Consider the following 23,543-nt stretch of genomic DNA (forward strand, 5'->3'; position numbering starts at 1 on the left):
CCACCATCCACGCAGATATTGGCGAAGGATGCAGATTTTTCAATGCGCGGGGAGAGGTTTCGGGGGCATTTGACGAAAATTTCAGATGCTAACGATCACCTTGCCCGTCGAACGCCGGCTTTCCAGCAGTTCATACCCCTCGGCCAGCCGTTCCAGCGGCAGGGTCGCGCCGACATGCGGCCGCAGGCGGCCGGCATTGTAGAGGGCGAAGAGCGCGGCGATGTCCTGGCGCAGCAGCGCGGGGTCGAGCTTGCGATAGCCGCCCCAATAGAAGCCGTGGACGGCGATGTTCTTGACCAGGGCATGGTTCAGCGGCAGGGCCGGGGGCTTGCCGCCGGCAAAGCCGATGACCAGGAAACGCCCGCCGGGGTGCAGGGCGCCGAATGCGGCCTCGCCCGGCGCGTCGCCCACCGGGTCGTAGACCACGTCGACGCCGCCCAGATCGCGCAGCGCGGCGCGCAGGTCGGGGCAGGTGTCGCTGTCGATGCATTCCGCGGCCCCCGCCGCCCGCGCCACCGCCAGCTTTTCGGCGCCGCGCGCCACGGCGATCACCCGCGCGCCGAGCGCGGCCCCGACCTCGACCGCCGTCAGCCCGACGCCGCCCGCCGCGCCCAGGACCGCCAGCGTCTCGCCGGGGCGCAGTCCGGCGCGCAGCGTCAGCGCGAAATGGCTGGTGCCGTAGGCGATCAGGAAGCCGGCCGCCTCCTCATAGCGCATCGCATCGGGAATCGGGTGGCAGCATTCGGCGGGAAACAGGTTGGCCTCGGCCATGGTGCCCTGGCTCTGGACCACGACGCGCGTGCCGGGCGCCAACGCCACGCCGGGGCCGGCGGCCAGCACCTCGCCCGCGCCCTCCAGCCCGGGAATGAAGGGCAGGGGCGGGGTTTCCTGATAGCGCCCCCGGGTCATCAGCAGATCGGCGAAATTCAGCGCAGCCGCCCGCAGCCTGACCAGCACCTCGCCGGGGGCGGGCTGGGCCAGCGCCAGTTCACCCGCTACGGGAGAGCCGGACATTTCCTTGATTTGCATCATTTTCCAGGTCGTCTGCATGATTCCTCCTGCCCTGTCGCCGCGCCGGCTGCGCCGCTTTCTTCCATGTTTCCCGCGGGTTCGGCCAGCCTTTTTCAGGGCCTGTAATCGCTTGTCTTTTTGGACAAGTGGGCATTATCAAGCTCGAAAATTGCGTCAATCTGGTGTAGCGCCCGTTTAGATTGAGTGAGGTGTTACCATGAAACATAACGTGGATGTCCATGTCGGAAAGCGGATCCGTCATCGCCGATGGATGATCGGCATGACGCAGCAGCAGCTTGCCGAGAAGGTCGGGATCAAGTTCCAGCAGATCCAGAAATACGAGACCGGGATGAACCGCGTCTCGGCTTCGCGGCTTTGGGACATCGCGCAGGCGGTGGATGTGCCCGTCAGCTTCTTCTTCGAGGGGCTCGAGGACGGCCATGTGCAGAACACGGTCGAGGGCGACATCCTTGCCGACAAGGAGGCGCTGCAGCTGGTCCGCGCCTATTACGCCATGCCCGAGGCCCAGCGGCGCCAGATCTTCGAGCTGGCCCGCGTGCTTTCGGACGCGGCCTGAGCCGGACCGCCGCCGTTCCCAGGCTTTCGCTTGCGGGACGCAGCGGCTAAACCTGCGCCCGAGGCAGAACTGCGGGGGCAGGCGATGACAAGCGCGAACAAGACCATTCCTGTCGAGGAGGCTGAGCGGATCGTGGCCGTGGCGCATCGCCTGGCCGATGCCGCGCGTGTCGAGACGCTGAGCCTGTTCCGCAGCCCGGCGCTGCGGCCCGACAACAAATCCGCCACCGGCTTCGACCCGGTGACTGAAGCCGACCGGGCCAGCGAGCGCGCCATGCGCGCCATCCTGGCCGCCGAGCGCCCCGAGGATGGCATCCTGGGCGAGGAATACGGTGTCCAGAACGGACAAAGCGGCCTGAGCTGGGTCCTTGATCCCATCGACGGCACCCGCGCCTTCATGGCGGGGGCGCCGAGCTGGGGCGTGCTGATCGGGGTCAGCGACGCCCGGGGGCCGATCTACGGCATCGTCGATCAGCCGCATCTGGACGAGCGTTTCGAGGGCGGGCTGGGCCATGCCCGGCTGATCTCGCGCGCGGGGACGGTGCCGCTTCGGGCGCGGCAGGGCGTCGCCCTGGCCCAGGCCACGCTGATGACCACCTATCCCGAGGTCGGCAGCCCCGCCGAGCACGCCGCCTTTTCGCGGGTCGCGGCCCGGGCGCGGCTGGTCCGCCACGGGCTGGACTGCTACGCCTATGCGCTGCTTGCTGCCGGCCATGTCGATCTGGTGATCGAGGCGGGGCTGCAGCCCTATGACGTGGTCGCGCCGATAGCCGTGGTGCAGGCGGCGGGCGGCGTGGTGACCGACTGGCAGGGCGGTCCCGCGCATGGCGGCGGCACCATCCTCGCCGCGGGTTCACAGGAATTGCACGCTGAGGCGCTAACGCTTCTGAAGGGCGATTGAGGCCCGTCCGCAAGGCCCCTATGGTGCCGCTAACCGTCCAGCCCCGAACTCCGAGAGGAGCCTGCCGATGACCGAGCCGCGCGACGCCGAGACCGAGACCTCGGAAGCCGATTTCCAGCTGAGCCGGCGGGATATCGACGCGATCAACAGGGCCATAGACGAGGCCGACGGCCCGGCGCTGGACGGGCTGCTCGAACCGATGCACGCCGCCGATATCGCCGACCTGATCGAGCAGCTGACTCCGGCCCGGCGGCGCGAGTTCCTGCAGCTCTATTCCGGCGAGATCGACGGCGAGATCCTGTCCGAGATCGACGAATCCATCCGCGAGGAGGTGATCGAGCAGCTGCCGCACGAGGTGGTGGCCGAAGCCGTGCGCGAGATGGACAGCGACGACGTCGTCGACCTGATCGAGGATATGGAGGCGCCCGAGCAGCAGGCGATCCTGGCGGCGCTGGACGAATCCGACCGGGCCGCCGTCGAACGCTCGCTGACCTGGCCGGAATATTCGGCCGGCCGCCTCATGCAGTCCGAGGTGGTCACGGCGCCCGAGCACTGGACCGTGGGCGAGACCATCGACTTCCTGCGCGCCGAGGAATGGCTGCCCGACCAGTTCTATCACGTCGTGCTGGTCGATCCGCGCCGCCACCCGACCGGCTATGTCACGCTGGGCAAGCTGCTGGCCTCGCGCCGCCATGTGCCGCTGCGCGACATCGCCGAGGACAGCTTCCGCACCATCTCGGCCCGCCAGGACGAGGGCGACGTGGCCTATGCCTTCAACAAGTATCACCTGATCTCGGCCCCGGTCGTGGACGACGACGACCGGCTGGTTGGGGTCATCACCATCGACGACGCCATGTCCGTGCTGGACGAGGAGCATGAGGAGGACTTTCTGCGCATGGCCCGCGTCTCGGACGAGAGCCATGTTTCGGACGGTCCCTTGCAGACCGCGCGCCAGCGGCTGCCCTGGCTGGTGATCAACCTTTGCACCGCCTCGCTTTCCGCGCTGGTGATCTCGCGCTTCGAATCCACGCTGGCGCAGCTTGTGATTTTGGCGGCGCTGATGCCCATCGTCGCCTCGACCGGCGGCATCGCCGGCACGCAGTCGCTGGCCGTGGCGGTGCGGGCGCTGGCCACGCGCGAGCTGACCAGGGCCAATGCCCGCCGCGTGATCTTGCGCGAGCTGGTGGCGGGGCTGCTGAACGGGTTGGGACTGGCCGTGCTGCTGACCCTGGCCGGAACATTCATCCTGGGCAATCTGCAGATCGGTCTGGTGCTGGGCATGGCGATGATCGCCAACCAGATCGTTGCGGCCATGGGCGGGGTGCTGGTGCCGCTGGGCCTGAGCAAGCTGGGACTGGATCCTGCACTGGCATCCGGAACATTCGTCACCACCATGACCGACATGATGGGATTCTTTGCATTTCTGGGGCTGGCGACGTGGATCCTGATATGAAGGCCGCCTTGCGGCAGCAGGCGCTGGTGGCGCGGGTGCAGGGCGGCGACGATGCCGCGCTGACCCGGAACCTGACCGCGGCGCTGGCGCCGCATCGCGGCAAGGTGCTCGCCGGCTACTGGCCGATGCGCGGCGAGGCCGATCCGCACCCGGCCATGGCGGTCCATGACGGCCCGGTCTGCCTGCCGGTGGTGATCGGGCCGGCGCAGCCGCTGGAATTCCGTGCCTGGGACGGGCGGCTTGAACCCGGGCGATTCGGCACCAGCCACCCGCCGGCCGATTCGCCGGTGCTGCGCCCCGAGGTTCTGATCGTGCCGCTGGCCGGCTTCGACCGGGCGGGCCATCGGCTGGGCTATGGCGGCGGCTTCTACGACCGGACGCTGGCGGAGCTGCGCGCCGGGGCGCCGGTCGTGGCCATCGGGCTGGCCTATGCCGTGCAGGAGATTCGCGCCATCCCCGCCGAGCCGACCGACCAGCCGCTGGACCTGATCGTCACCGATGGGGGTGTCATCCTGCCGCAGCCGGAAAAATCGCAATGCGCGAGTTTGGGAACAAATTTGCAACCCTGACGCCTGGCGGCTGGGGATAAGCCTGTGGAAACCGCGTGAGCGGCGGCGGGGAACCTTGCCAGATCGCTTGGCTTTTCGGCTTTTGTCGGGATTTGCCAGTTGTTAACAATGCACTTGCAGCGAATCCCCGCCCTTGGCCGAGGGTCTGTTTCGATGCTGCTGTCCAGCAAAATTTTATGTTGAAAAGCGTCATCTCTCGGGTCAATTTGTGGCCCAGGCCGATGGCGCCACCAGATCTTGTGTCCTTCCCGACATCCGATCCGGTTCGGCGCCAAGGGGCAGAGATCAGGAAATAAGCTTTCGGGGTGCCGGGCGATCCGGCCGCCGGACCCGTGCCTTGCGGCGCGGGCGGCGGCGGACCGGCTGCGCGGTCCGGGGCGCGGATGACGGGGGACAGTCAGGGCATGCGGATCGAACGGCGCTTTACCACGGCCGAAAGCGGGGCTTACGGCGCGCTTTCCTTTACCACCACCACCAGCGAGATCCGCAACCCCGACGGCAAGATCGTCTTCCGCAACGAGGCGGTGGAGGTGCCGCAGGGCTGGAGCCAGGTGGCCTCGGACGTCATCGCCCAGAAATATTTCCGCAAGGCCGGCGTGCCGGCGCGGCTCAAGCGCGTCAAGGAGAAGGGCGTGCCGGAATTCCTGTGGCGCTCGGTTCCCGACGAGGAGGCGCTGGCCGGGCTTCCCGAGGAGGCGCGCTATGGCGGCGAGACCAGCGCCCGGCAGGTCTTCGACCGGCTGGCCGGCGCCTGGGCCTATTGGGGCTGGAAGGGCGGGTATTTTTCGAACGAAGAAGACGCCCGTGCCTATTACGACGAGATGCGCTTCATGCTGGCGGCGCAGATGGGGGCGCCGAACAGCCCGCAATGGTTCAATACCGGACTGCACTGGGCCTATGGCATCGACGGGCCGTCGCAGGGCCATTTCTATGTCGATTACAAGACCGGCAAGCTGGTCAAGTCGGACAGCGCCTATGAGCATCCGCAGCCGCATGCCTGCTTCATCCAGTCGGTCAGCGACGACCTGGTGAACGAGGGCGGCATCATGGACCTCTGGGTCCGCGAGGCGCGGCTTTTCAAATACGGCTCGGGCACGGGCACCAATTTTTCGTCCCTTCGAGGGGAGGGCGAGAAACTGTCGGGCGGCGGGAAATCTTCGGGGCTCATGGGCTTCCTGAAGATCGGAGACCGCGCAGCCGGCGCGATCAAATCGGGCGGAACGACCCGGCGCGCGGCAAAGATGGTGATCTGCGACATGGATCACCCCGACATCGAGCAGTTCATCAACTGGAAGGTCATCGAAGAGCAGAAGGTCGCCTCGCTGGTGGCCGGCTCCAAGATGCACGAACGGAAGCTGAACGAGATCTTCGCCGCGATCCGCGGCTGGGACGGCAGCATCGAGGATGCTACCGACCCTGCCCGGAACGCGGCGCTGAAATCGGCGATCCGTTCCGCCAAGCGCAGCATGATCCCGGAGACCTATGTCAACCGGGTTCTGCAATACGCCCGCCAGGGCTTTGATTCGATTGAGTTTCCGACCTATGATACCGATTGGGACTCGGAAGCCTATGTCTCGGTCTCGGGGCAGAATTCCAACAACTCGGTGCGGGTGACGGATGCCTTCTTGCGCGCGGTACGCGACGACCTGCCCTGGGAACTGGTGCGCCGCACCGACGGCACGGTGGCGAAGACCGTGTCGGCGCGTGCGCTCTGGGATCAGATCGGCCATGCCGCATGGGCCTGCGCCGATCCGGGCATCCAGTTCCACGATACGATCAACGCCTGGCATACCTGCCCGGAACACGGGCCGATCCGGGCCTCGAACCCGTGCAGCGAATACATGTTCCTGGACGACACGGCCTGCAACCTGGCCTCGATGAACCTGCTGACCTTCTGGGACGGCAAGGAATTCGACGCCGACGGCTATGTCCATGCCAGCCGGCTGTGGACCGTCACGCTGGAGATCTCGGTGCTGATGGCGCAGTTCCCCAGCAAGGAGATCGCGCAGCGCAGCTACGATTTCCGCACGCTGGGCCTGGGCTATGCCAATATCGGCGGCCTCCTGATGAACATGGGCCTGGGCTATGACAGCGAGCAGGGCCGGGCGCTCTGCGGGGCGCTGACCGCGATCATGACCGGCGTGGCCTATGCCACCTCGGCCGAGATGGCGGCCGAGCTGGGGCCGTTCCCCGGCTACAAGAAGAATGCCCGCCACATGCTGCGGGTGATCCGCAACCACCGCGCCGCGGCGCATGGCACCGGCGCCTATGAGGGCGTGAACGTCCGCCCGGTCGAGCTGGATGCCGCGAACTGCCCCGACCCGCGGCTGGTGGCGCTGGCGCAGGGCGCCTGGGACGAGGCGCTGACCCTGGGCGAGGAGCACGGTTTCCGCAACGCCCAGGCGACGGTGATCGCGCCCACGGGGACCATCGGGCTGGTGATGGATTGCGACACCACCGGCATCGAGCCCGATTTCGCGCTGGTGAAGTTCAAGAAGCTGGCCGGCGGCGGCTATTTCAAGATCATCAACCGCTCGGTCCCGGCGGCGCTGGAGACGCTGGGCTATGGCTCGGCGCAGATCGAGGAGATCATCGCCTATGCCGTGGGCCATGCCAGCCTTGGCAATTGCCCGGGCATCAACCATGCCAGCCTGATCGGCCACGGTTTCGGTCCGCGCGAGCTGGAAAAGATCGATGCGGCGCTGGCCTCGGCCTTCGACATCCGCTTCGTCTTCAACCAGTGGACCTTGGGCGAGGCCTTCTGTCGCGAGACCTTGGGCATCCCGGCCGAGAAGCTGAACGACCCCGGCTTCGACCTGCTGCGGCATCTGGGCTTCACCCGGGCGCAGATCGACGCCGCCAACGACCATGTCTGCGGCACCATGACGCTGGAGGGCGCGCCGCATCTGGACCCTGCGCATTACCCGGTCTTCGACTGCGCCAATGCCTGCGGCAAGAAGGGCACCCGCTATCTGTCGGTGGACAGCCATATCCGCATGATGGCGGCGGCGCAGAGCTTCATTTCGGGCGCGATCTCCAAGACCATCAACATGCCGAACAGCGCCAGCATCGCCGATGCGCTGGCCGCCTATGAGCTGAGCTGGTCCCTGGGCATCAAGGCCAATGCGCTTTACCGCGACGGCTCCAAGCTGTCGCAGCCGCTGGCCTCGGCGCTGGTCGAGGATGACGAGGAGGCCGAGGAGATCCTGGCCAACGGCAGCCTGCAGGAAAAGGTCGCGGTCGTCGCCGAGAAGGTGGTCGAGAAGATCATCGTCAAGGAGGCGGTGCGCAGCCATCGCGAGAAGCTGCCACAGCGCCGCAAGGGCTATACCCAGAAGGCGATCATCGGCGGGCACAAGGTCTATCTGCGCACCGGCGAATATGACGACGGCAAGCTGGGCGAGATCTTCATCGACATGCACAAGGAAGGCGCGGGCTTCCGGGCGATGATGAACAATTTCGCCATCGCCGTCTCGGTGGGCCTGCAATACGGCGTGCCGCTGGAGGAGTTCGTCGACGCCTTCACCTTCACCCGCTTCGAGCCGGCGGGCATGGTTCAGGGCAATGACAGCATCAAGAATGCGACCTCGATCCTCGATTACGTATTCCGCGAGCTGGCGGTTTCCTATCTGGACCGCACCGATCTGGCGCATGTGAAGCCGCAGGGCGCGCGCTTCGACGATCTGGGCGGCGGCGAGAGCGAAAGCCAGCCCAATCTCGCCCCGGTCAGCGAAGGCGCCTCGCGTTCGCTGGAGATGCTGCGGCAGATCAGCTCGACCGGCTATTTGCGCAAGCGCCTGCCGCAGGATCTGGTGGCGCTGCAATCCGGGGTCTCGGTCGCGGCGGTTTCGACGGCGGAGGGTGCGGCTGCGGTGGGCGTCGTCACCCTGGATGCGCGTGCCAAGGCCCGGATGCAGGGTTATGAGGGCGATCCCTGCGGCGAATGCGGCAATTACACGCTGGTCCGCAACGGCACCTGCATGAAGTGCAACACCTGCGGCGCGACCAGCGGCTGCAGCTGAAGCGGGCCCCTAGGTCCGGGCGCATGGTGCGGCCGGGCCTTCCCGAAACGAAAGGGCAAGCCATGGAACTGCTCGTCGGCGTGCGGCGCATCACCCCCGCCGCCATTCACCCGATCCCCGGCGGGGTCGAGGCCGAGCTGCGCGGCGATGCGGTCCTGTCGCTGCTGGATGCCGCCTTTCACGGCGCGGGCCGGATCGAGATTCTGGGCGGCGAGCTGGACCGCCGGCCGATGGACGTGGCGGGGATCGAGATGCGCGGCGCCTCGACCCTCGTCACGCTGCTTTGCGCCGGCGAGGCCGCGCGGCTGAACTGAAGATCATCGCTGCGATGAAACCTGTTCCGCGTCCCTCGGGCCGCGGAACTTTTTTCATGTGCCGGCCCCTGCGCCCGGCATTGCCCGCAAGTCACGATCAGTTCATCCTTTGCGAGCGTGGTTCATTTGCAACGGGGTCGAAAATCCCCTTGAACATGAGCATATTGCCGGGGTGCCGGCATCTCCGCCCCGGCCTGGAAGGAGACAATCCAGATGAACAGACCTTCGTCCCGCCATCTTCTGACCGCTTCGGGTCTTGCGCTGCTGCTGGCGCTGTCGCCCGCCATCGCGCAAGAGCCGGGGGCGCCCGCGGCCCAGTCCGCGCAGGAGGCGGCGAACAACAACCAGCCGCTGACCGCGCCCGAAAGCCAGGCCCGCCAGCAGCGGGTCATGCCGGAAAGCTTTGCCGATCTGGTCGAGCAGGTCAGCCCGGCGGTCGTGAACATCACCACCACCTCGACGGTCTCGACGCCTCTGGCCCGCGGGCCGCAGCTGCCCGAGGGCAGCCCGTTCAGCGACCTGTTCCGCGAATTCGGCTTTCCCGGCTTCCCCCCCGGCGAGGACAACCCCTTCCAGCGCGGGCCGCAGCGCGAGCAGCGCTCGAACGCGCTGGGTTCGGGCTTCGTCGTCTCGCCCGAGGGGCTGATCGTGACCAACAATCACGTCATCGACGGCGCCGACGAGATCGAGGTCGAATTCTTCTCGGGCCAGCGGCTGCCGGCCAAGGTGATCGGCAAGGACGACAAGACCGATGTCGCCGTGCTCAAGGTGGAAAGCCCCGAGCCCTTGCCCTTCGTCAAGTTCGGCGACAGCGACCAGGCGCGGGTGGGCGACTGGGTGCTGGCGCTCGGCAACCCGCTGGGGCAGGGCTTCTCGGCCTCGACCGGGATCGTCTCGGCCCGCAACCGGGCGCTGTCGGGCACCTATGACGATTTCATCCAGACCGATGCGGCGATCAACCGGGGCAATTCCGGCGGGCCGCTCTTCAACATGGACGGCGAGGTGATCGGGGTGAACACCGCGATCCTGTCGCCGAATGGCGGCTCGATCGGCATCGGCTTCTCGATGGCCTCGAACGTGGTCAGCAAGGTGGTCGAGCAGCTCGAGGCCTTTGGCGAGACGCGGCGCGGCTGGCTGGGCGTCAAGATCCAGCCGGTGACCGACGACATCGCCGAATCGCTGGGCCTGGCCGATGCCCGGGGCGCCATGGTCACCGATGTGCCGGCCGGTCCTGCCGCCGATGCCGGGATGAGGGCCGGCGACGTGATCACCAGCTTCGCCGGCGGCGAGGTCAAGGACCCGCGCGACCTGGTGCGCCGGGTGGCCGACGCGCCGGTGGGCGAGGCGGTCGATGTCGTGGTGCAGCGCGACGGCAAGCCGGTCGAGCTGCAGGTGACGCTGGGCCGGCGCGAGCTGGCCGAGGGCACCGGCAGCGGCAAGGTGGACAGCGCCGAAGAGACCGCGAGCGACCTGATGGGCATGACACTGGCGCCGCTGACGCCGGAGATCGCAGGCGAGCTTGGGGTGTCGCGCGACATGCAGGGGCTGGTGGTGCAATCGGTCGATCCGGCCGGCGCCGCCTCGGACAAGGGCCTGGTTGCCGGCGACGTGATCACCGAGGCGGGCCAGCAGCCGGTGGCCACGCTGGCCGATCTGGAGGCGCGCATCAAGGAGGCGCGCGAGGCCGGGCGCAAGTCCATCCTGGTCATGGTGCGCCGCGCCGGCGAGCCGCGCTTCGTCGCCCTGCCGGTCGAATGAGCGCATGAAAAAGGGCCGGGAGTGACCCGGCCCGATGCGAAGGGGGCGCCGACGGTGCCCCTTGCCGTTTCGGCTTACTGCTGCTGGGGCGCTTCGGCAGGCGCCTCGGCCGGGGCCTCAGCCGGTGCGGCGGCGAGGTTCTTGTTCGCCTCGACCAGCGCGTTCATGCCGGCGGTAAAGCCCTTGAGCGACAGGTCCAGCTTGACCAGCTGCTCTTTCGGCGCGCCGAAGGGCAGGACCGAGACGGTGGCCTTGTTGCCCTTTTTCAGCGGGCCCAGCTCGGTATCCGCCAGGCCGATGCGCGAGATGCAGCCGACCGGCGCGCAGAGCATGAAAGGATAGCGCGATTCCTTGGCGGCATCGACCTGCAGGCCCAGCCCGGCCTGAAGGTCGGTTTCCAGCGGCGCGATGAAGGTGATGACGGCCTGAACGTTGCCGCTCATCGGGATCACCGAGGCCTCGGCCACCGGCGAATCGTTCTGGTCCTTGAGCAGCTGGTAAAGCTCGCAGGGATCGTTGCCCTCCTGCGTCTTCATGCAGCGCAGGGTCCAGTCGCCATGCGTCGATCTGGCATAGGGCTGACCGACCTGCGTCTCGCCCTCGGCGGCGGCTTCCGGCGCAGCTTCAGCTTCGGCGGCGGCCGGTGCCTCGGCTTCCGGGGTGGCAGGGGCGGGCGCTTCGGCCGCGGGGGCTTCGGCGGCTGGCTGGGCCGGGGTCTCGGTGCTCGCGTCTTGCGCCATCACGCTGGTGGTGCCCGCCAGGGTGAAGAGGGCGGCGATCAGTGCCGCGGACGTCCTGTTGACCATGTTCTCTTCCTTTGGTCCATGCATCGGCCCCGGTCCTAACATGCGCATGCCGGCTTGTCAGGGCGGATCGCATCGCACGCCGTCACCTTTGCGTTGGAAGATGCGCGGCGAGGCTTAGGGTCGCGCGGAACGGCGGGGGCGATGCCGGAGAAGCGAGGGACCCGGAGCGTAAGACAGCCGCCCCGGGTCCCCATGCTTACCTTCCCTGCCGGACTGGCCGGTCATCATTGCGCCGAAGGCTAGAGCCAGCGGGGGAAGCCGTCAACTGTCCTAAACGTCAATGATGACATCGGCGCGACAAGGCCGTGAACTGGGCAGATCGCAGGCATCCGCGGCGAAAAAATGCCGCGCCCGAAGGCGCGGCAGTCCAACAGGGAGGAAGCCGGCCATCCGCCGATGCGGGGTCCGGCAAGGAACAGACTGGCACAAAATCGTTACGGTTGTATTGTCCTTTCGTCCCAAGCCCGCGCTTTTTTGCCGATCCGAGGAGGAAAAATGACAGAAATCGTCGATCTTGACGCCGGAACGGTCTTCGTGGGCGGAGGCGGCGCGGATTACGCGGTGCCGCAGCAGCTGCTGCTGAAATACGCCAACCGCCACGGGCTGATCGCCGGAGCGACGGGGACCGGCAAGACGGTGACCTTGCAGACGCTGGCCGAATCGTTCTCGCGCGCCGGGGTGCCGGTCTTCATGGCCGATGTGAAGGGCGACCTGGCCGGCATCGCCAAGCCGGGCCTGGCCGAGGGCAAGCTGCACGAGAGCTTTCTCAGGCGCGCCGAGCAGATCGGCGTCGCCCTGGACTACCAGGCCTTTCCCGTCACCTTCTGGGACATCTGGGGCCAGCGCGGCCACCCGGTCCGCACCACCCCGGCCGAGATGGGGCCGCTGCTGCTGTCGCGGCTGATGGGGCTGAGCGATGCGCAGGAGGGGGTGATGAACATCGCCTTCCGCGTCGCCGACGAGGAGGGGCTGGCGCTGCTGGATCTCAAGGACCTGCAGGCCATGCTGGTCTGGGTCGGGCAGAACGCCAAGGACCTGTCGCTGAAATACGGCAATGTCTCGACCGCCTCGGTCGGCGCCATCCAGCGCGCGCTCATGGTGCTGGAGAACGAGGGCGGCGGCTTGCTGTTCGGCGAGCCGGCGCTGGAACTTGCGGACATGATGCGGCTGGACGCCTCGGGCAAGGGGATGATCAACATCCTCTCGGCCGAGAAACTGATGAACGCGCCGCGCCTTTACGCGACCTTCCTGCTTTGGCTGATGGCCGAGCTGTTCGAGCAGCTGCCCGAGGTCGGCGACCCGGACAAGCCGAAGATCGCCTTTTTCTTCGACGAAGCGCATCTGTTGTTCGACGACGCGCCGCCGGCGCTGGTGGACAAGATCGAGCAGGTGGCGCGGCTGATCCGGTCCAAGGGCGTCAGCCTGTGGTTCATCAGCCAGAACCCGGCCGACCTGCCGGAATCGGTGCTGGGCCAGTTGGGCAACCGGGTGCAGCACGCGCTGCGCGCCTTTACCGCCAAGGACCAGAAGGCGCTGCGGCTGGCGGCGCAGAACTATCGCGCGAATCCGGATTTCGACACGGCCGAGGCGATCCAGGCCGTCGGCACCGGCGAGGCGGTGACCTCGCTTCTGGAGGCCAAGGGCGTGCCGGGCATCGTGCAGCGCACGCTGATTCGCCCGCCGCTGTCGCAACTCGGTCCGATCCCGGATACCGAGCGCGCGGCGATCAACGCCGCCTCGCCCATGGCGTTGAAATACGGCACGCCGCTCGACCGGGAATCGGCGGCCGAGATCCTGGCCAAGCGCGCCGAGGCCGCGGCCGCGAGCGCCAGCACCGGGCCGGGGGCAGGGGCCGGAGGCTTGGACGACGACCTCTGGAAGATGGACCGCGAGCATGCCCGCGGCCGTCGCTACGATCCCGCCGCCCGGCTCCCGGCCGAGCCCAAGCCGCGCGCCCGCCGCTCGAACAGCGATTCGATTGCCACGACCTTCGGCAAGAGCCTGGCCCGGCAGCTGGGCACCAAGACCGGGCAGGCGCTGGTGCGCGGCGTTCTGGGCTCGCTGTTCAGGGGCAAGTAAGCGGCGCCGGGCAGGTCGCGGCCCCGGCGGCTTCGGCCGTCTCGGCCAGGATCGCGATCAGCAGCATGATGTGGCGATGCATGTCATAGCCGGCCTGGCCCTGGCGCCGGGCCGCGTCCAGGCGCTCTTCTTCGGCGCGCAGCCGGGCAAGGGCCGAGCCGGCGGCGGGCAGAGCCTCGCATTTCAGTACCCGGCGCAGGTCGCGCTTGCGGCTCCAGCCCTGAAGGCCCGCCCGCGCGGCCCGCACCAGCAGGCGCGGGCGGCGCAGATGCGGCTGGGCCGGGCGCGGCTGGAAGGCGATCACATTGCTCATCATCGTCATGGCGATTTTCCCCGTCGGCTGGTTCCGGGGGGATTATCTGCAACCTGAACGTGTGTTGCGCCGCAGGGCCGAGTTGCGCGCGCCGCGGCAAGGAATCTTTAGGAATTCTTAGCAAATACTGCCGCATCTCGACCTGATCCCGTTCCGGTGGACAGGGGCGGGAAACAACCCATGGGCGAGCATTTCCCCGCTCGTCTGCAGGAAGCGAAGGAATGACCATGACGATTTTGACGGGAGATTTCGCCCCGGACGCCTTGATTGCCGCCCTGCCCGCCGGCATCGACGCCACGGCCTGCAATCCGCCCGATCCCCAGCCCGATCCCCAGCCCGGCCCGCAGTCCGACCCGCAGCCCGAGGACAGCGACCTGAAGCTTTACCTGCGCCATGTCGAGGGCGGCGAGTCGATCCGCGCCCTGGCGCGCGAGACGGGCTGCCATGCCTCCACCATCCTGCGCCGCATCCGCCGCTTCGAAGCGCGCCGCGACGATCCGCTGGTCGATCGCGCGGTGGAACGCGCCGCGGGCAATCGCAAGAGCCACGCCCTGGTCGCGCCGGGGCAGACGGGCATGAAGCAGATCACCCGCATCCTGCGCCGGCTGGCCGAGCCGGGGGCGCAGCTGGTCGTGGCCGAGGGCATGGACAAGGCCATCGTCGTGCGCGACGACATCCGCACCGCCATCCTGGACCGCGAGCTGGCCGAGCATATGGCGATCCGCGCCTGGGTGCAGCTTGTCGGGCAGGGGCGGGTCAGCCGCTATGCCATCTCGGCGCAGGGACGCGAGGCGCTGCGGGCGATGCTGGCCGCCCGGCGCAGCAATGCCCTGCCGCGGGGCGAGGATTTCGTCATGGCCGATCCGGTCGGTCCCGGCCCGGGCGCCCCCCAGCCGGGGGGATGCGCCGAAGCCCCCGCCGGCTTCACCCATGCCGACCGCCACCGCACTTGGGAAGAGCGCGAGATCACCGATCCCGAGGACGGCCGCCGCCGCCGCGCCCGCGTCAACATCGCCGAAAGCCCGCTCTTGATGCTGGCCCGGCGGCGCGAGCCGGACGGCCGTCCCTTCCTCGCGCCCGAACTGGTCGCGGCCGGCGAACGCCTGCGCGAGGATTTCGAGCTGGCGCAGATGGGCCCGCGCATCACCCAGAACTGGGACCGGTTCCTGACCGCCGGCGTGGATGTCTCGCGCGTCTCGGCCGCCCATGGCGGCGGTTCGGAAGGGGCGCGCAACCGCGTCGCTGCCGCGCTGCGCGAGCTGGGCCCGGGCATGGGCGATATGTGCCTGCGGGTCTGCTGCTTTCTCGAAGGCATCGAGATGACCGAGCGACGGCTGGGCTGGTCGGCCCGTTCGGGCAAGATCGTGCTGCGCCTTGGCCTGATGCGGCTGGAACGCCACTACCGCGAGACCTATGGCTCGGGCGCGCCGCTGATCGGATAGCCGATCCGGTCAGGGCCATGAAAAAGGGCGCCGCGGCGGCGCCCTTTCGCGTTTGCGGCCTGCGGTTCCCGATCAGGCCGCGGCCTTGGCGGGATTGGCGCGCAGCCAGTCCAGAACCGCTTCCGGGGCGCTGGCGCCATAGGGGTCCTCGGGGCAGTCATCCATGCGGCCGGGCTCCTCGAACCAGGCCTCGACGCGGCCGTCGTTGACGATGGCGGCATAGCGCCAGCTGCGGGCGCCGAAGCCCAGATTGTCCTTGCGCACCAGCATGCCGACCTTTTCGGTGAACTCGCCCGAACCGTCCGGGATCACCCCGACATGCTGCAGATTCTGGGACTTCGCCCATTGGTTCATCACGAAACTGTCGTTCACCGACAGGCAGTAGATGGCGTCGATGCCCAGCTCGGTCATCTCGGCGGCGGCCTTCTCGAAGCCCGGCAGCTGATAGGTCGAGCAGGTGGGCGTGAAGGCGCCGGGCAGCGAGAACAGCACCGCGCGCTTGCCCCTGAAATAGTCGGCCGTGGTCATGTCCTGCCAGCGATAGGGGTTCGGCCCCGCGATCGATTCGTCGCGGACACGGGTCCGGAAGGTCACGTCGGGAAGCAGATCGCCTTGTTTCATCCTTGGTCCTTTCCTCATCCACTCCTCCCTCGTTTCGATGCTGCGTCGCGGCATCGAAGCGTCATACATGCACCCCGCATTGGCGTTGATCAAGACCGGGAAAACCCTTAAGTTCGGCTGACCCCAGCAAAGGATGCCGAAATGGCGGATATGCCCCCGGTTCTGCGCCACCCCGAAAAGGCCCACCGTCCCGACCAGCCCCAGCCGAAAAAGCCGGACTGGATTCGCGTCAAGGCGCCGACCAGCCAGGGATACAAGGACACCCGCGACATCCTGCGCACCAACCGCCTCTCGACCGTCTGCGAAGAGGCCGGCTGCCCCAATGTCGGCGAATGCTGGAGCCAGGGCCACGCCACCATGATGATCATGGGCGAGATCTGCACCCGCGGCTGTTCCTTCTGCAACGTGATGACCGGCAAGCCCAACGCGCTCGACGCGTTCGAGCCGGGCCGCGTCGCCCATGCCGTGCAGAAGCTGGGGCTGAAGCATGTCGTCATCACCTCGGTGGACCGCGACGACCTCGATGACGGCGGGGCCGAGCATTTCGCCCAGACCATCCGCGCGATCCGCCACCGCTCGCCCGCCTCGACCATCGAGGTGCTGACGCCCGACTTCCTCAAGTCGAAGCCCGGCGCGCTGGAGATCGTGGTCGAGGCGCGGCCCGACGTATTCAACCACAATCTCGAAACGGTGCCCGGCCTTTATCCCACGGTCCGCCCCGGCGCGCGCTATTTCCACAGCCTGCGGCTCTTGCAGCGGGTGAAAGAGCTGGATCCCGGCATGTTCACCAAGTCGGGCATCATGGTGGGCCTGGGCGAGGATCGCCAGGGCGTGCTGCAGGTCATGGACGACATGCGCGCCGCCGATGTGGATTTCATCACCATCGGGCAATATCTGCAGCCGACGTCCAAGCATCACCGCGTGGACCGCTTTGTCACCCCCGAGGAGTTCAAGGGCTACGAAAAAGCTGCCTATGGCAAGGGATTCCTGATGGTCTCGGCGACGCCGCTGACGCGTTCGTCCTATCATGCCGGCGACGATTTCGCCCGGCTGCGCGACGCCCGCTTGGCCAAGCTGGGCCGGGCCTGAAGGGGCTTGCAAAAGCCGGCATTGCGCCTTAGGCGAATGACGGAAGGCCCGAGTGGCGGAATGGTAGACGCAGCGGATTCAAAATCCGCCGCCGCAAGGCATGTCGGTTCGAGTCCGACCTCGGGTACCAGTTTTCGCAAGAAATCGATATTTCCGCAGATTCATCGCGGATCCGCCGGCGACGCAGCGCGCCGGCTTGCACCGCTTGAAACGCCCGGTTCGCCACGACAACCCGACAAATGGCAGTGGCGGAGGCCGGGGCAGAAAAGCAGGCCCAAGCAGGTCAACCAACCTTGGCTGGCTGGTCGAGGCGCGATGCCACGCAGCGGCCGGGGGCGCAGGATAGGCGCATGATCCTGCTAGGCTCGGCTGCGCGTGTTCCGGCACCGGCAACCTTGACACGGCGGACGGCCGACCACTGCAAGGGGCAGGGGGCTACAGGGTGGGAAGGATACGAAAAAGGCGCTTGGCGGTCCTCGGACCGGCCAGGCGCCTTTGGAATGATGGTGGGCGATAACGGATTTGAACCGCTGACATCTTCGATGTGAACGAAGCGCTCTACCGCTGAGCTAATCGCCCGATGCGCGCTAGATAGCCGCTGCCGGCACGGGCCGCAAGAGGCTTCGGGCGAAAAATCACGCCTCGCCCGAAGCGCGGCGGCGCAGGCGCAGCGTGATGACCTCGCCGCCCGAACTGTCGCATCGCCGGCTGATCCGGGCGCGGCCAAGCGGCGGCAGAGCCAGCGTCATGCCCGAGGCGATGGCCTCGCCCAGCTCGGCCAACGTCGCCTCGACGACCGTCTTGACCTCGCTGCTGCGCAGGCCGGTCCGGCGCGCCACCTGGGCCAGCAACTGCCGCTTTTGCAGGACCTTCGCCGCCTCCGGGTCGGCGAATCCTTCTCTTTCCGGTTTTCCCTCCGATCTTGCCATGAGCGAACTCCTTTCTGCTGGAGCCCCGGTCAAGAAAAAACCGCGCGGGAAGGCCCGCGCGGTTCCGGTTTCAGTGGGCGACCGCCGCGCCGCCACTGCCCTGTTCCCGGGTGGCGGCAAGGCGGTTGGCCTCGGCTGCCTCCTCGGCGGCCTCGTCCCATTCCACGGGCTCGGGCATCCGCACCAGCGCGTGCTGCAGCACCTCGCGCACATGGCTGACCGGGATGATCTTCAGCCCTTCCTTCACATTGGCCGGGATCTCGGCCAGGTCCTTCTCGTTATCGGCCGGGATCAGCACCGTCTTGATGCCGCCGCGCAGCGCCGCCAGCAGCTTTTCCTTAAGCCCACCGATGGCCAGGACGTTGCCGCGCAAGGTGACCTCGCCGGTCATGGCGACGTCCTTGCGGACAGGGATCTGCGTCAGCACCGAGACGATCGAGGTGACCATGGCGATACCCGCCGAGGGACCGTCCTTGGGCGTCGCGCCTTCCGGGACGTGGACATGGATGTCCACCGTCTCGAATTTCGGCGGCTTGACCCCCAGTTCGGGGCTGATCGAGCGGACGAAGGAAGATGCGGCGTCGATCGATTCCTTCATCACCTCGCCCAGTTTCCCGGTCGTCTTCATGCGGCCCTTGCCGGGCAGCTTCAGCGCCTCGATCTGCAGCAGGTCGCCGCCGACCTGCGTCCAGGCCAGGCCCGTCACCACGCCGATCTGGTCGTCCTTTTCGGCCAGGCCATAGCGATGGCGGCGCACGCCCAGGTATTCCTCGGCCTTCTCGGGCGTCACCTCGACCGACTTGACCTTGCCCTTCAGGATCTCGGTCACCGCCTTGCGGGCCAGCTTGGCGATCTCGCGTTCCAGCGACCGCACGCCCGCCTCGCGGGTGTAGTAGCGGATCACATGGGTCAGCGCCTCGTCGGTCACCGAGAATTCGCCCTTGCGCAACCCGTTCGCCTTGATCTGCTTGGGCAGCAGGTGCTGGCGCGCGATCTCGCGCTTTTCGTCCTCGGTATAGCCGGCCAGCGGGATGATCTCCATCCGGTCGAGCAGGGGGCCCGGCATGTTGTAGCTGTTGGCCGTGGTCACGAACATCACGTTGGACAGGTCGTATTCCACCTCAAGATAGTGGTCCACGAAAGTCGCGTTCTGTTCCGGGTCCAGCACCTCGAGCATGGCCGAGGCCGGGTCGCCGCGGAAATCCTGGCCCATCTTGTCGATCTCGTCGAGCAGGATGAGCGGATTCGTGGTCTTGGCCTTCTTCAGCGCCTGGATGATCTTGCCGGGCATCGAGCCGATATAGGTCCGGCGGTGGCCGCGGATCTCGGATTCGTCGCGCACCCCGCCAAGGCTGATGCGGATGAACTCGCGCCCCGTGGCGCGCGCCACCGAACGGCCCAGCGAGGTCTTGCCGACGCCCGGAGGGCCGACGAGGCACAGGATCGGCCCCTTCAGCTTGGTCGAGCGGTTCTGCACCGCCAGGTATTCGACGATCCGCTCCTTGACCTTTTCCAGACCGTAATGGTCCGCGTCCAGCACCCCCTCGGCCTTGCCGAGATCCTTGCGGATGCGCGACTTGACGCCCCAGGGCAGCGACAGCAGCCAGTCGAGATAGTTGCGGCTGACCGTGGCCTCGGCCGACATCGGCGACATCGACTTCAGCTTCTTCAGCTCGGCCTCGGCCTTTTCGCGGGCCTCCTTGCTGAACTTGGTCGCGGCGATCTTCTCTTCCAGCTCGGTGATCTCGTTCGAGCCGTCCTCGCCATCGCCCAGCTCCTTCTGAATGGCCTTCATCTGCTCATTCAGGTAATATTCGCGCTGGGTCTTCTCCATCTGCGTCTTGACGCGGGACTTGATCTTCTTCTCGACCTGCAGCACCGACATCTCGCCCTGCATCAGGCCATAGACCTTCTCCAGCCGCTCGGCGGTCACCAGGGTTTCCAGCAGTTCCTGCTTCTTGTCCAGCGCGATGCCCAGATGGCCGCTGACCAGATCGGCCAGGCGGGCGGAATCGCGGGCCTCGGCTACGGCCGAGACGACCTCCTCGGGGATGTTCTTGCGCACCTTAACGTAACGCTCGAATTCCTCGGCGACGGCGCGGGTCAGCGCGGTCAGCGTGTCCTGATCCCCGGGTTCCTCGGCCAGAATTTCGCAACCCGCCTCGAAATAGGCGTCGTTCGGCACGAAATGGGTGATGCGCACGCGCTCGCGGCCCTCGACCAGCACCTTCACGGTGCCGTCGGGCAACTTCAGCAACTGCAGCACATTGGCCAGCACGCCGGTGCGGAAGATCCCCTCGGCGGCGGGCTCGTCGACCGCGGCATCCTTCTGCGCCGCGAGAAGGATCGGGCGGTCCTGTTCCATCACGGCCTCGAGCGCCCGCACCGATTTCTCGCGCCCGACGAACAGCGGCACGATCATGTGCGGAAACACCACGATGTCCCGCAAGGGCAGGACCGGATGGGTGGTTTGGGCGAATTCGTTCATGGAATCAGTCCTTTCTCGCCAAGAGGCGCAACCCCTAAGGCAGGCAGTCTGCGCCCCCTGCTGGCTGACAAGATAGGAAGCCGCCGCAGGAGGTTCAATGGGCGATTGGTTCGCATTTTGTTCCTGAACTGCGACGGGCCCGGCATGGCAAAGGCCCCCGGCGCGGACCGGGGGCCTGGCGGTCTTCCGACCTGGGCGGGATCGGCTCAGACCCTGTCGCGGAAGAAGCTGTCGATTTGCTCGTCGGCCTGTTCCTTGGTCCAGCCGTATTTCTCCTGCAGCTTGCCGACCAGCCTGTCCTTCTTGCCGTCGACCTCGGTCAGCTCGTCATCGGTCAGGTCGCCCCATTTCTCTTTCACGCTGCCCTTGAGCTGGTTCCATTTGCCTTCGACGATATCCCAATTCATCGCGCGCTCCTTTCGCTGGATGGCGTTTGCGGTATGGGAATTGAACCCATGTTTCCGCGCAAGGTTCCCGAGCGGGCGCGCAAAAGCCGGGGCCGGATCAGTCCCGACCGGCCTGCAGCGCCATCAGCTCCGCCAGATCCGCCTGATCCAGAAAGGGAAAATGCCGCGCGAGCTGGGCGCGGAAATCCGCCTCGGCCATGGCCGTCACGCCGCTGCCCGGCGTGGGGGCGACGATGCGCGAATCGTGGCCCTGGAATTTCAGCTGCAGCGAACCGAAGGGCCCGTGATCGACCAGGGCCGGAAATCGCCGCATCAAGGCGTAATGACCGAAGGCGAAGATGCTGCGCGCGGGCTGGGACAGGCGCGCGGCGGCGCCCGCGGCGTGAAAGGGCCGGACGAATTCGCAATATTGCGGCGCCGCGCCGGCGTAATGCGCCACCAGCAGCGCCCGGGGCAGGGGAAAGGCGAAGGGGCCATAGTCCCGCATCGCCCGGGCGGCGCGGGCGAGATGCGCGATGTAATCGGCACAGAGGCAATCGTCGTCGTCCAGCCGGAACTGCACCGCCGGCCCGTCGCCCTGCGCCAGCCCGGTCAGCAGCGGCGCCAGGGCGCTGCCCACGTCCCCCGCCTCGGAAAAGACCAGCCGGACCTGCGGCACCGTCGCGCAGAGCGCCCGCAGGCGTTCCTGCCAGGGCCGGGGCATGGCGGCCGAGCTCAGCACGACGAAGCGGAAATCCGGCTCGGTCTGCGCCCGCAGCGAGGCCAGCGTCAGCCGCTCGAAGCTCTGGAAGCGAAAGCGCAGCCGGGCATCGTCATAAAGCAGGTCGCGGCTGCGGCGCATGGCTTCGGCCTCTTCCTCCGAACCGGGCCGGGTGCGGAGATAGGCGCTCCAGTCCCCGCGGCCCAGAAAGGAAAAGCGGCAGATGCCGACGATCGGCGCGACCATGAAACCCCCAGCGGACGGCGGCATCCGGCGCCGCCTTCGGGTGATCCCCGATCGGTGCGCGAAATGCAATCGCTGCTTGCAGAGGCTGCGCGCCCGGCATTGATCAATCCAGCCGCGATGAAGGAGCGGCTTTCGCGCAATGCGTGCATTATCCGGATATGCATATGGAACAGGCGACAAAACAGGCAGTGGGAAAATGGTTTCCCCAAGGGCATCGGCGGAAAAGTGCCGCTGCCTGATCGAAACAATCGACAAGCTCAGGGGGGAATGCCAGATTTGATTTAACGAAGCGACCGGGTGAGGACCGTGCCCACGTCTCACCCGGTCTCGCCGTACCTGTAAAAGAGGAAATCGTTCAACGGCTAGGGGTACCCTGCATTGAAAGCCGTGAATCGAGAACCTGCCTTTTTGGTGAGGTCGGTTCAAATTCTTGCCCGGCCGCAGCAATTGCGGCGAGGATTTAATTAACCTCCGGTTGCATTTTTCTTATTCAAGTTGAAACAGCCTGTTTAAATTCACCTCTGGAACGAGGCCGGCCCTTGTTGCTATGAGCGGATGCCAAGGGGATTCGCTGTTCGGGGGCAGGCCATGGCGCAGAATGGGCCGGGGGACGACCAGGGCGGGGGCAGGGAAGCTGCCTCCGCCCGCGCCGCCCGGCGTGCGGCCGAACGCGCCGCCCGCCAGGCTGCCAACCGCGCCGAGCGCCAGGCCCGCCGCGCCGCCCGACAGGCCGAACGCGCCGGCCGCCGCGGCGCCGAAGCCGAAGAGGATCGGGCGGAGGCCGGCGGGCCGTCCGGGGGGCAGCACCACCCGCGCCCGGCCGCTGCAACCCGGCCCTTCAACATCCTGCTGGTCGGGCAGGGCATGCGCCTGGGCGGCCAGGCGGCGCTGTTCGCCGCCAGCCTGCGCCGCAATGCCCCCGGCTGGCGCGGCCGGCTGATCGTCGCCGAGCCGCAGCCCGGGGGCGCCTGGTGCGGGGCGCAGACCCGGATGCCCGAAACGGCGCGCGCAGCCCTGGCCGCATTCGGCGCCGAGATCCTGCCCTTCACCGCCACGCATTTCGGCGCCGGCTATCCCTATGGCAACAAGATCGAGGCGCTGGCCCTGCTGCCGCCCGGCGAGCCCTTCGTGTTTTTCGACAGCGACACGCTGGTCACCGGGCCGCTGGAGCGGCTGAGCCTGGATTTCGCGCGCCCCTCGGCCTCGATGCGGCGCAGCGCGACCTGGCCCGAGCCGCCGCCCTACGGGCCCGGCTATGGCGCCATCTGGAAATCGCTCTACGACCGCTTCGGGCTGGATTACGAAAGCTCGCTCGACCGCAGCCAGCCGGACGAGCATTGGGAGCGTTACCTCTATTTCAACGCCGGCTGGTTCTTCGGTGCCGATCCGCAGGAATTCGGCCGCCGCTTTCTCGACTGGGCGCTGGCGATCCGCGACGACCCGGGCGAGGCCCTGGCCTGCCAGAGCCTGGATCCCTGGCTGGATCAGGTCGCGCTGCCGCTGGTGATCCATTCTCTGGGCGGTGGCCGCCCGGGACCGGAACTGGCCGGGCTGGACGGCTGGGCGACCTGCCATTACCGCAACCTGTCGCTGCTCTATGCCCGCGAATCCGATGCGGTTGTGGCGCTGATCGAGGAACTGGCGGCCGATCCGCGCATCGCGCCGCTGCTGGCGGATGACGAGGCCGCCCGCCACCTGATCGCGGAGGGCGCCGGGCGCAGTCGGATCCGCCCGCTCTTTGCCGGCGAAGACCCGCCGCCCACCGAAAAGGCGATGCGCCAGCGGTTGCGCCGCGCCGGGCTGTGGTTCCGCTGAGGCA

At 67.3% G+C, this 23,543-nt stretch carries 19 protein-coding genes and 2 tRNA genes; 12 read left to right on the top strand and 9 right to left on the bottom strand.

Annotated features, from left to right (window positions below):
• Positions 1-81 precede the first annotated feature (81 nt).
• A complete protein-coding gene (locus tag L632_RS0105400; protein WP_036697429.1) occupies positions 82-1,050 on the bottom strand; it encodes an NADPH:quinone oxidoreductase family protein in 969 nt (322 codons plus the stop codon).
• Positions 1,051-1,228: 178 nt separating this feature from the next.
• Between L632_RS0105400 and L632_RS0105405 the strand changes: the two genes are divergently transcribed.
• From L632_RS0105405 to L632_RS0105435, 7 genes are all read left to right on the top strand, one after another.
• Entirely contained in the window at positions 1,229-1,588 is a 360-nt protein-coding gene (locus tag L632_RS0105405; RefSeq protein ID WP_028711387.1) for a helix-turn-helix domain-containing protein, read from the top strand.
• An 84-nt stretch (positions 1,589-1,672) separates the two neighbouring features.
• On the top strand, positions 1,673-2,488 hold the full coding sequence (locus L632_RS0105410; RefSeq protein WP_028711386.1) for an inositol monophosphatase family protein: 816 nt from the start codon (positions 1,673-1,675) through the stop codon (positions 2,486-2,488).
• A gap of 67 nt (positions 2,489-2,555) precedes the next feature.
• A complete protein-coding gene (gene mgtE / locus L632_RS0105415; RefSeq protein WP_028711385.1) occupies positions 2,556-3,941 on the top strand; it encodes a magnesium transporter in 1,386 nt (461 codons plus the stop codon).
• The gene (locus L632_RS22120) at positions 3,938-4,510 is read left to right on the top strand and encodes a 5-formyltetrahydrofolate cyclo-ligase (RefSeq protein WP_028711384.1); all 573 of its coding nucleotides are present in this window, start codon (positions 3,938-3,940) and stop codon (positions 4,508-4,510) included. The genes mgtE and L632_RS22120 overlap by 4 nt, the downstream gene beginning before the upstream one ends.
• Positions 4,511-4,914: 404 nt before the next feature.
• On the top strand, positions 4,915-8,532 hold the full coding sequence (locus L632_RS0105425; RefSeq protein ID WP_028711383.1) for a vitamin B12-dependent ribonucleotide reductase: 3,618 nt from the start codon (positions 4,915-4,917) through the stop codon (positions 8,530-8,532).
• 62 nt (positions 8,533-8,594) lie between these two features.
• On the top strand, positions 8,595-8,846 hold the full coding sequence (locus L632_RS0105430; RefSeq protein WP_028711382.1) for a hypothetical protein: 252 nt from the start codon (positions 8,595-8,597) through the stop codon (positions 8,844-8,846).
• A gap of 213 nt (positions 8,847-9,059) precedes the next feature.
• Positions 9,060-10,604: a DegQ family serine endoprotease gene (locus L632_RS0105435; RefSeq protein WP_028711381.1), complete on the top strand. Its 1,545-nt coding sequence runs from the start codon at positions 9,060-9,062 to the stop codon at positions 10,602-10,604.
• Positions 10,605-10,678: 74 nt separating this feature from the next.
• Here the strand turns inward: L632_RS0105435 and L632_RS0105440 are convergent, their stop codons facing one another.
• A complete protein-coding gene (locus L632_RS0105440) occupies positions 10,679-11,410 on the bottom strand; it encodes an invasion associated locus B family protein (RefSeq protein WP_232220953.1) in 732 nt (243 codons plus the stop codon).
• 495 nt (positions 11,411-11,905) lie between these two features.
• Between L632_RS0105440 and L632_RS0105445 the strand changes: the two genes are divergently transcribed.
• Positions 11,906-13,489: a helicase HerA-like domain-containing protein gene (locus L632_RS0105445; RefSeq protein ID WP_028711379.1), complete on the top strand. Its 1,584-nt coding sequence runs from the start codon at positions 11,906-11,908 to the stop codon at positions 13,487-13,489.
• Here L632_RS0105445 and L632_RS0105450 read toward each other — a convergent pair.
• Positions 13,476-13,811: a DUF6477 family protein gene (locus L632_RS0105450; protein WP_028711378.1), complete on the bottom strand. Its 336-nt coding sequence runs from the start codon at positions 13,809-13,811 to the stop codon at positions 13,476-13,478. The two genes, L632_RS0105445 and L632_RS0105450, sit on opposite strands and share 14 nt — an antisense overlap.
• A 212-nt stretch (positions 13,812-14,023) precedes the next feature.
• Here L632_RS0105450 and L632_RS0105455 point away from each other — a divergent pair, with 212 nt between their 5' ends.
• On the top strand, positions 14,024-15,244 hold the full coding sequence (locus L632_RS0105455) for a DUF6456 domain-containing protein (protein WP_028716453.1): 1,221 nt from the start codon (positions 14,024-14,026) through the stop codon (positions 15,242-15,244).
• A gap of 72 nt (positions 15,245-15,316) precedes the next feature.
• Here L632_RS0105455 and L632_RS0105460 read toward each other — a convergent pair whose 3' ends face one another.
• Entirely contained in the window at positions 15,317-15,865 is a 549-nt protein-coding gene (locus L632_RS0105460) for a peroxiredoxin (protein WP_028711376.1), read from the bottom strand.
• Positions 15,866-16,006: 141 nt separating this feature from the next.
• On the opposite strand from L632_RS0105460, the gene lipA reads away from it, so the two are divergent.
• Both lipA and L632_RS0105470 read left to right on the top strand, forming a co-directional pair.
• On the top strand, positions 16,007-16,954 hold the full coding sequence (gene lipA / locus L632_RS0105465; RefSeq protein ID WP_028711375.1) for a lipoyl synthase: 948 nt from the start codon (positions 16,007-16,009) through the stop codon (positions 16,952-16,954).
• A gap of 46 nt (positions 16,955-17,000) precedes the next feature.
• Positions 17,001-17,084 (top strand) — tRNA-Leu (locus tag L632_RS0105470).
• Positions 17,085-17,458: 374 nt separating this feature from the next.
• On the opposite strand, the gene L632_RS0105475 is transcribed toward L632_RS0105470, so the two are convergent.
• The 5 genes from L632_RS0105475 to L632_RS22125 all read right to left on the bottom strand — a co-directional run bounded on the left by L632_RS0105475 (position 17,459) and on the right by L632_RS22125 (position 21,724).
• Positions 17,459-17,533, bottom strand: a tRNA-Val gene (locus L632_RS0105475).
• Positions 17,534-17,589: 56 nt separating this feature from the next.
• Positions 17,590-17,883: an HU family DNA-binding protein gene (locus L632_RS0105480; RefSeq protein WP_028711358.1), complete on the bottom strand. Its 294-nt coding sequence runs from the start codon at positions 17,881-17,883 to the stop codon at positions 17,590-17,592.
• Between the two features lie 70 nt (positions 17,884-17,953).
• Positions 17,954-20,371 (bottom strand): endopeptidase La, encoded by a 2,418-nt coding sequence (gene lon / locus L632_RS0105485; RefSeq protein ID WP_028711357.1) that lies wholly within the window; start codon positions 20,369-20,371, stop codon positions 17,954-17,956.
• Between the two features lie 206 nt (positions 20,372-20,577).
• Positions 20,578-20,778 (bottom strand): CsbD family protein, encoded by a 201-nt coding sequence (locus tag L632_RS0105490; RefSeq protein WP_028711356.1) that lies wholly within the window; start codon positions 20,776-20,778, stop codon positions 20,578-20,580.
• A gap of 97 nt (positions 20,779-20,875) precedes the next feature.
• Positions 20,876-21,724: a glycosyltransferase gene (locus tag L632_RS22125; RefSeq protein ID WP_051476384.1), complete on the bottom strand. Its 849-nt coding sequence runs from the start codon at positions 21,722-21,724 to the stop codon at positions 20,876-20,878.
• A 588-nt stretch (positions 21,725-22,312) separates the two neighbouring features.
• Between L632_RS22125 and L632_RS0105500 the strand changes: the two genes are divergently transcribed.
• Entirely contained in the window at positions 22,313-23,539 is a 1,227-nt protein-coding gene (locus L632_RS0105500; RefSeq protein WP_084648064.1) for a hypothetical protein, read from the top strand.
• The last annotated feature ends 4 nt before the right edge of the window (positions 23,540-23,543 follow it).

Origin of the sequence: Paracoccus sp. J39, from assembly GCF_000518925.1 — a bacterium.
GTDB lineage: Bacteria > Pseudomonadota > Alphaproteobacteria > Rhodobacterales > Rhodobacteraceae > Paracoccus.

Bases quoted from the DNA above. Each gene is read 5' to 3' on its own strand.
- L632_RS0105445 (WP_028711379.1), top strand. From the start codon at position 11,906: ATGACAGAAATCGTCGATCTTGACGCCGGAACGGTCTTCGTGGGCGGA.
- L632_RS0105410 (WP_028711386.1), top strand. From the start codon at position 1,673: ATGACAAGCGCGAACAAGACCATTCCTGTCGAGGAGGCTGAGCGGATC.
- L632_RS0105490 (WP_028711356.1), bottom strand. From the start codon at position 20,778: ATGAATTGGGATATCGTCGAAGGCAAATGGAACCAGCTCAAGGGCAGC.
- L632_RS0105430 (WP_028711382.1), top strand. From the start codon at position 8,595: ATGGAACTGCTCGTCGGCGTGCGGCGCATCACCCCCGCCGCCATTCAC.
- L632_RS0105405 (WP_028711387.1), top strand. From the start codon at position 1,229: ATGAAACATAACGTGGATGTCCATGTCGGAAAGCGGATCCGTCATCGC.
- L632_RS0105455 (WP_028716453.1), top strand. From the start codon at position 14,024: ATGACCATGACGATTTTGACGGGAGATTTCGCCCCGGACGCCTTGATT.
- L632_RS0105400 (WP_036697429.1), bottom strand. From the start codon at position 1,050: ATGCAGACGACCTGGAAAATGATGCAAATCAAGGAAATGTCCGGCTCT.
- L632_RS0105435 (WP_028711381.1), top strand. From the start codon at position 9,060: ATGAACAGACCTTCGTCCCGCCATCTTCTGACCGCTTCGGGTCTTGCG.
- L632_RS22120 (WP_028711384.1), top strand. From the start codon at position 3,938: ATGAAGGCCGCCTTGCGGCAGCAGGCGCTGGTGGCGCGGGTGCAGGGC.
- L632_RS0105460 (WP_028711376.1), bottom strand. From the start codon at position 15,865: ATGAAACAAGGCGATCTGCTTCCCGACGTGACCTTCCGGACCCGTGTC.
- lon (WP_028711357.1), bottom strand. From the start codon at position 20,371: ATGAACGAATTCGCCCAAACCACCCATCCGGTCCTGCCCTTGCGGGAC.
- mgtE (WP_028711385.1), top strand. From the start codon at position 2,556: ATGACCGAGCCGCGCGACGCCGAGACCGAGACCTCGGAAGCCGATTTC.
- L632_RS0105440 (WP_232220953.1), bottom strand. From the start codon at position 11,410: ATGGTCAACAGGACGTCCGCGGCACTGATCGCCGCCCTCTTCACCCTG.
- lipA (WP_028711375.1), top strand. From the start codon at position 16,007: ATGGCGGATATGCCCCCGGTTCTGCGCCACCCCGAAAAGGCCCACCGT.
- L632_RS0105480 (WP_028711358.1), bottom strand. From the start codon at position 17,883: ATGGCAAGATCGGAGGGAAAACCGGAAAGAGAAGGATTCGCCGACCCG.
- L632_RS22125 (WP_051476384.1), bottom strand. From the start codon at position 21,724: ATGGTCGCGCCGATCGTCGGCATCTGCCGCTTTTCCTTTCTGGGCCGC.
- L632_RS0105500 (WP_084648064.1), top strand. From the start codon at position 22,313: ATGGCGCAGAATGGGCCGGGGGACGACCAGGGCGGGGGCAGGGAAGCT.
- L632_RS0105425 (WP_028711383.1), top strand. From the start codon at position 4,915: ATGCGGATCGAACGGCGCTTTACCACGGCCGAAAGCGGGGCTTACGGC.
- L632_RS0105450 (WP_028711378.1), bottom strand. From the start codon at position 13,811: ATGACGATGATGAGCAATGTGATCGCCTTCCAGCCGCGCCCGGCCCAG.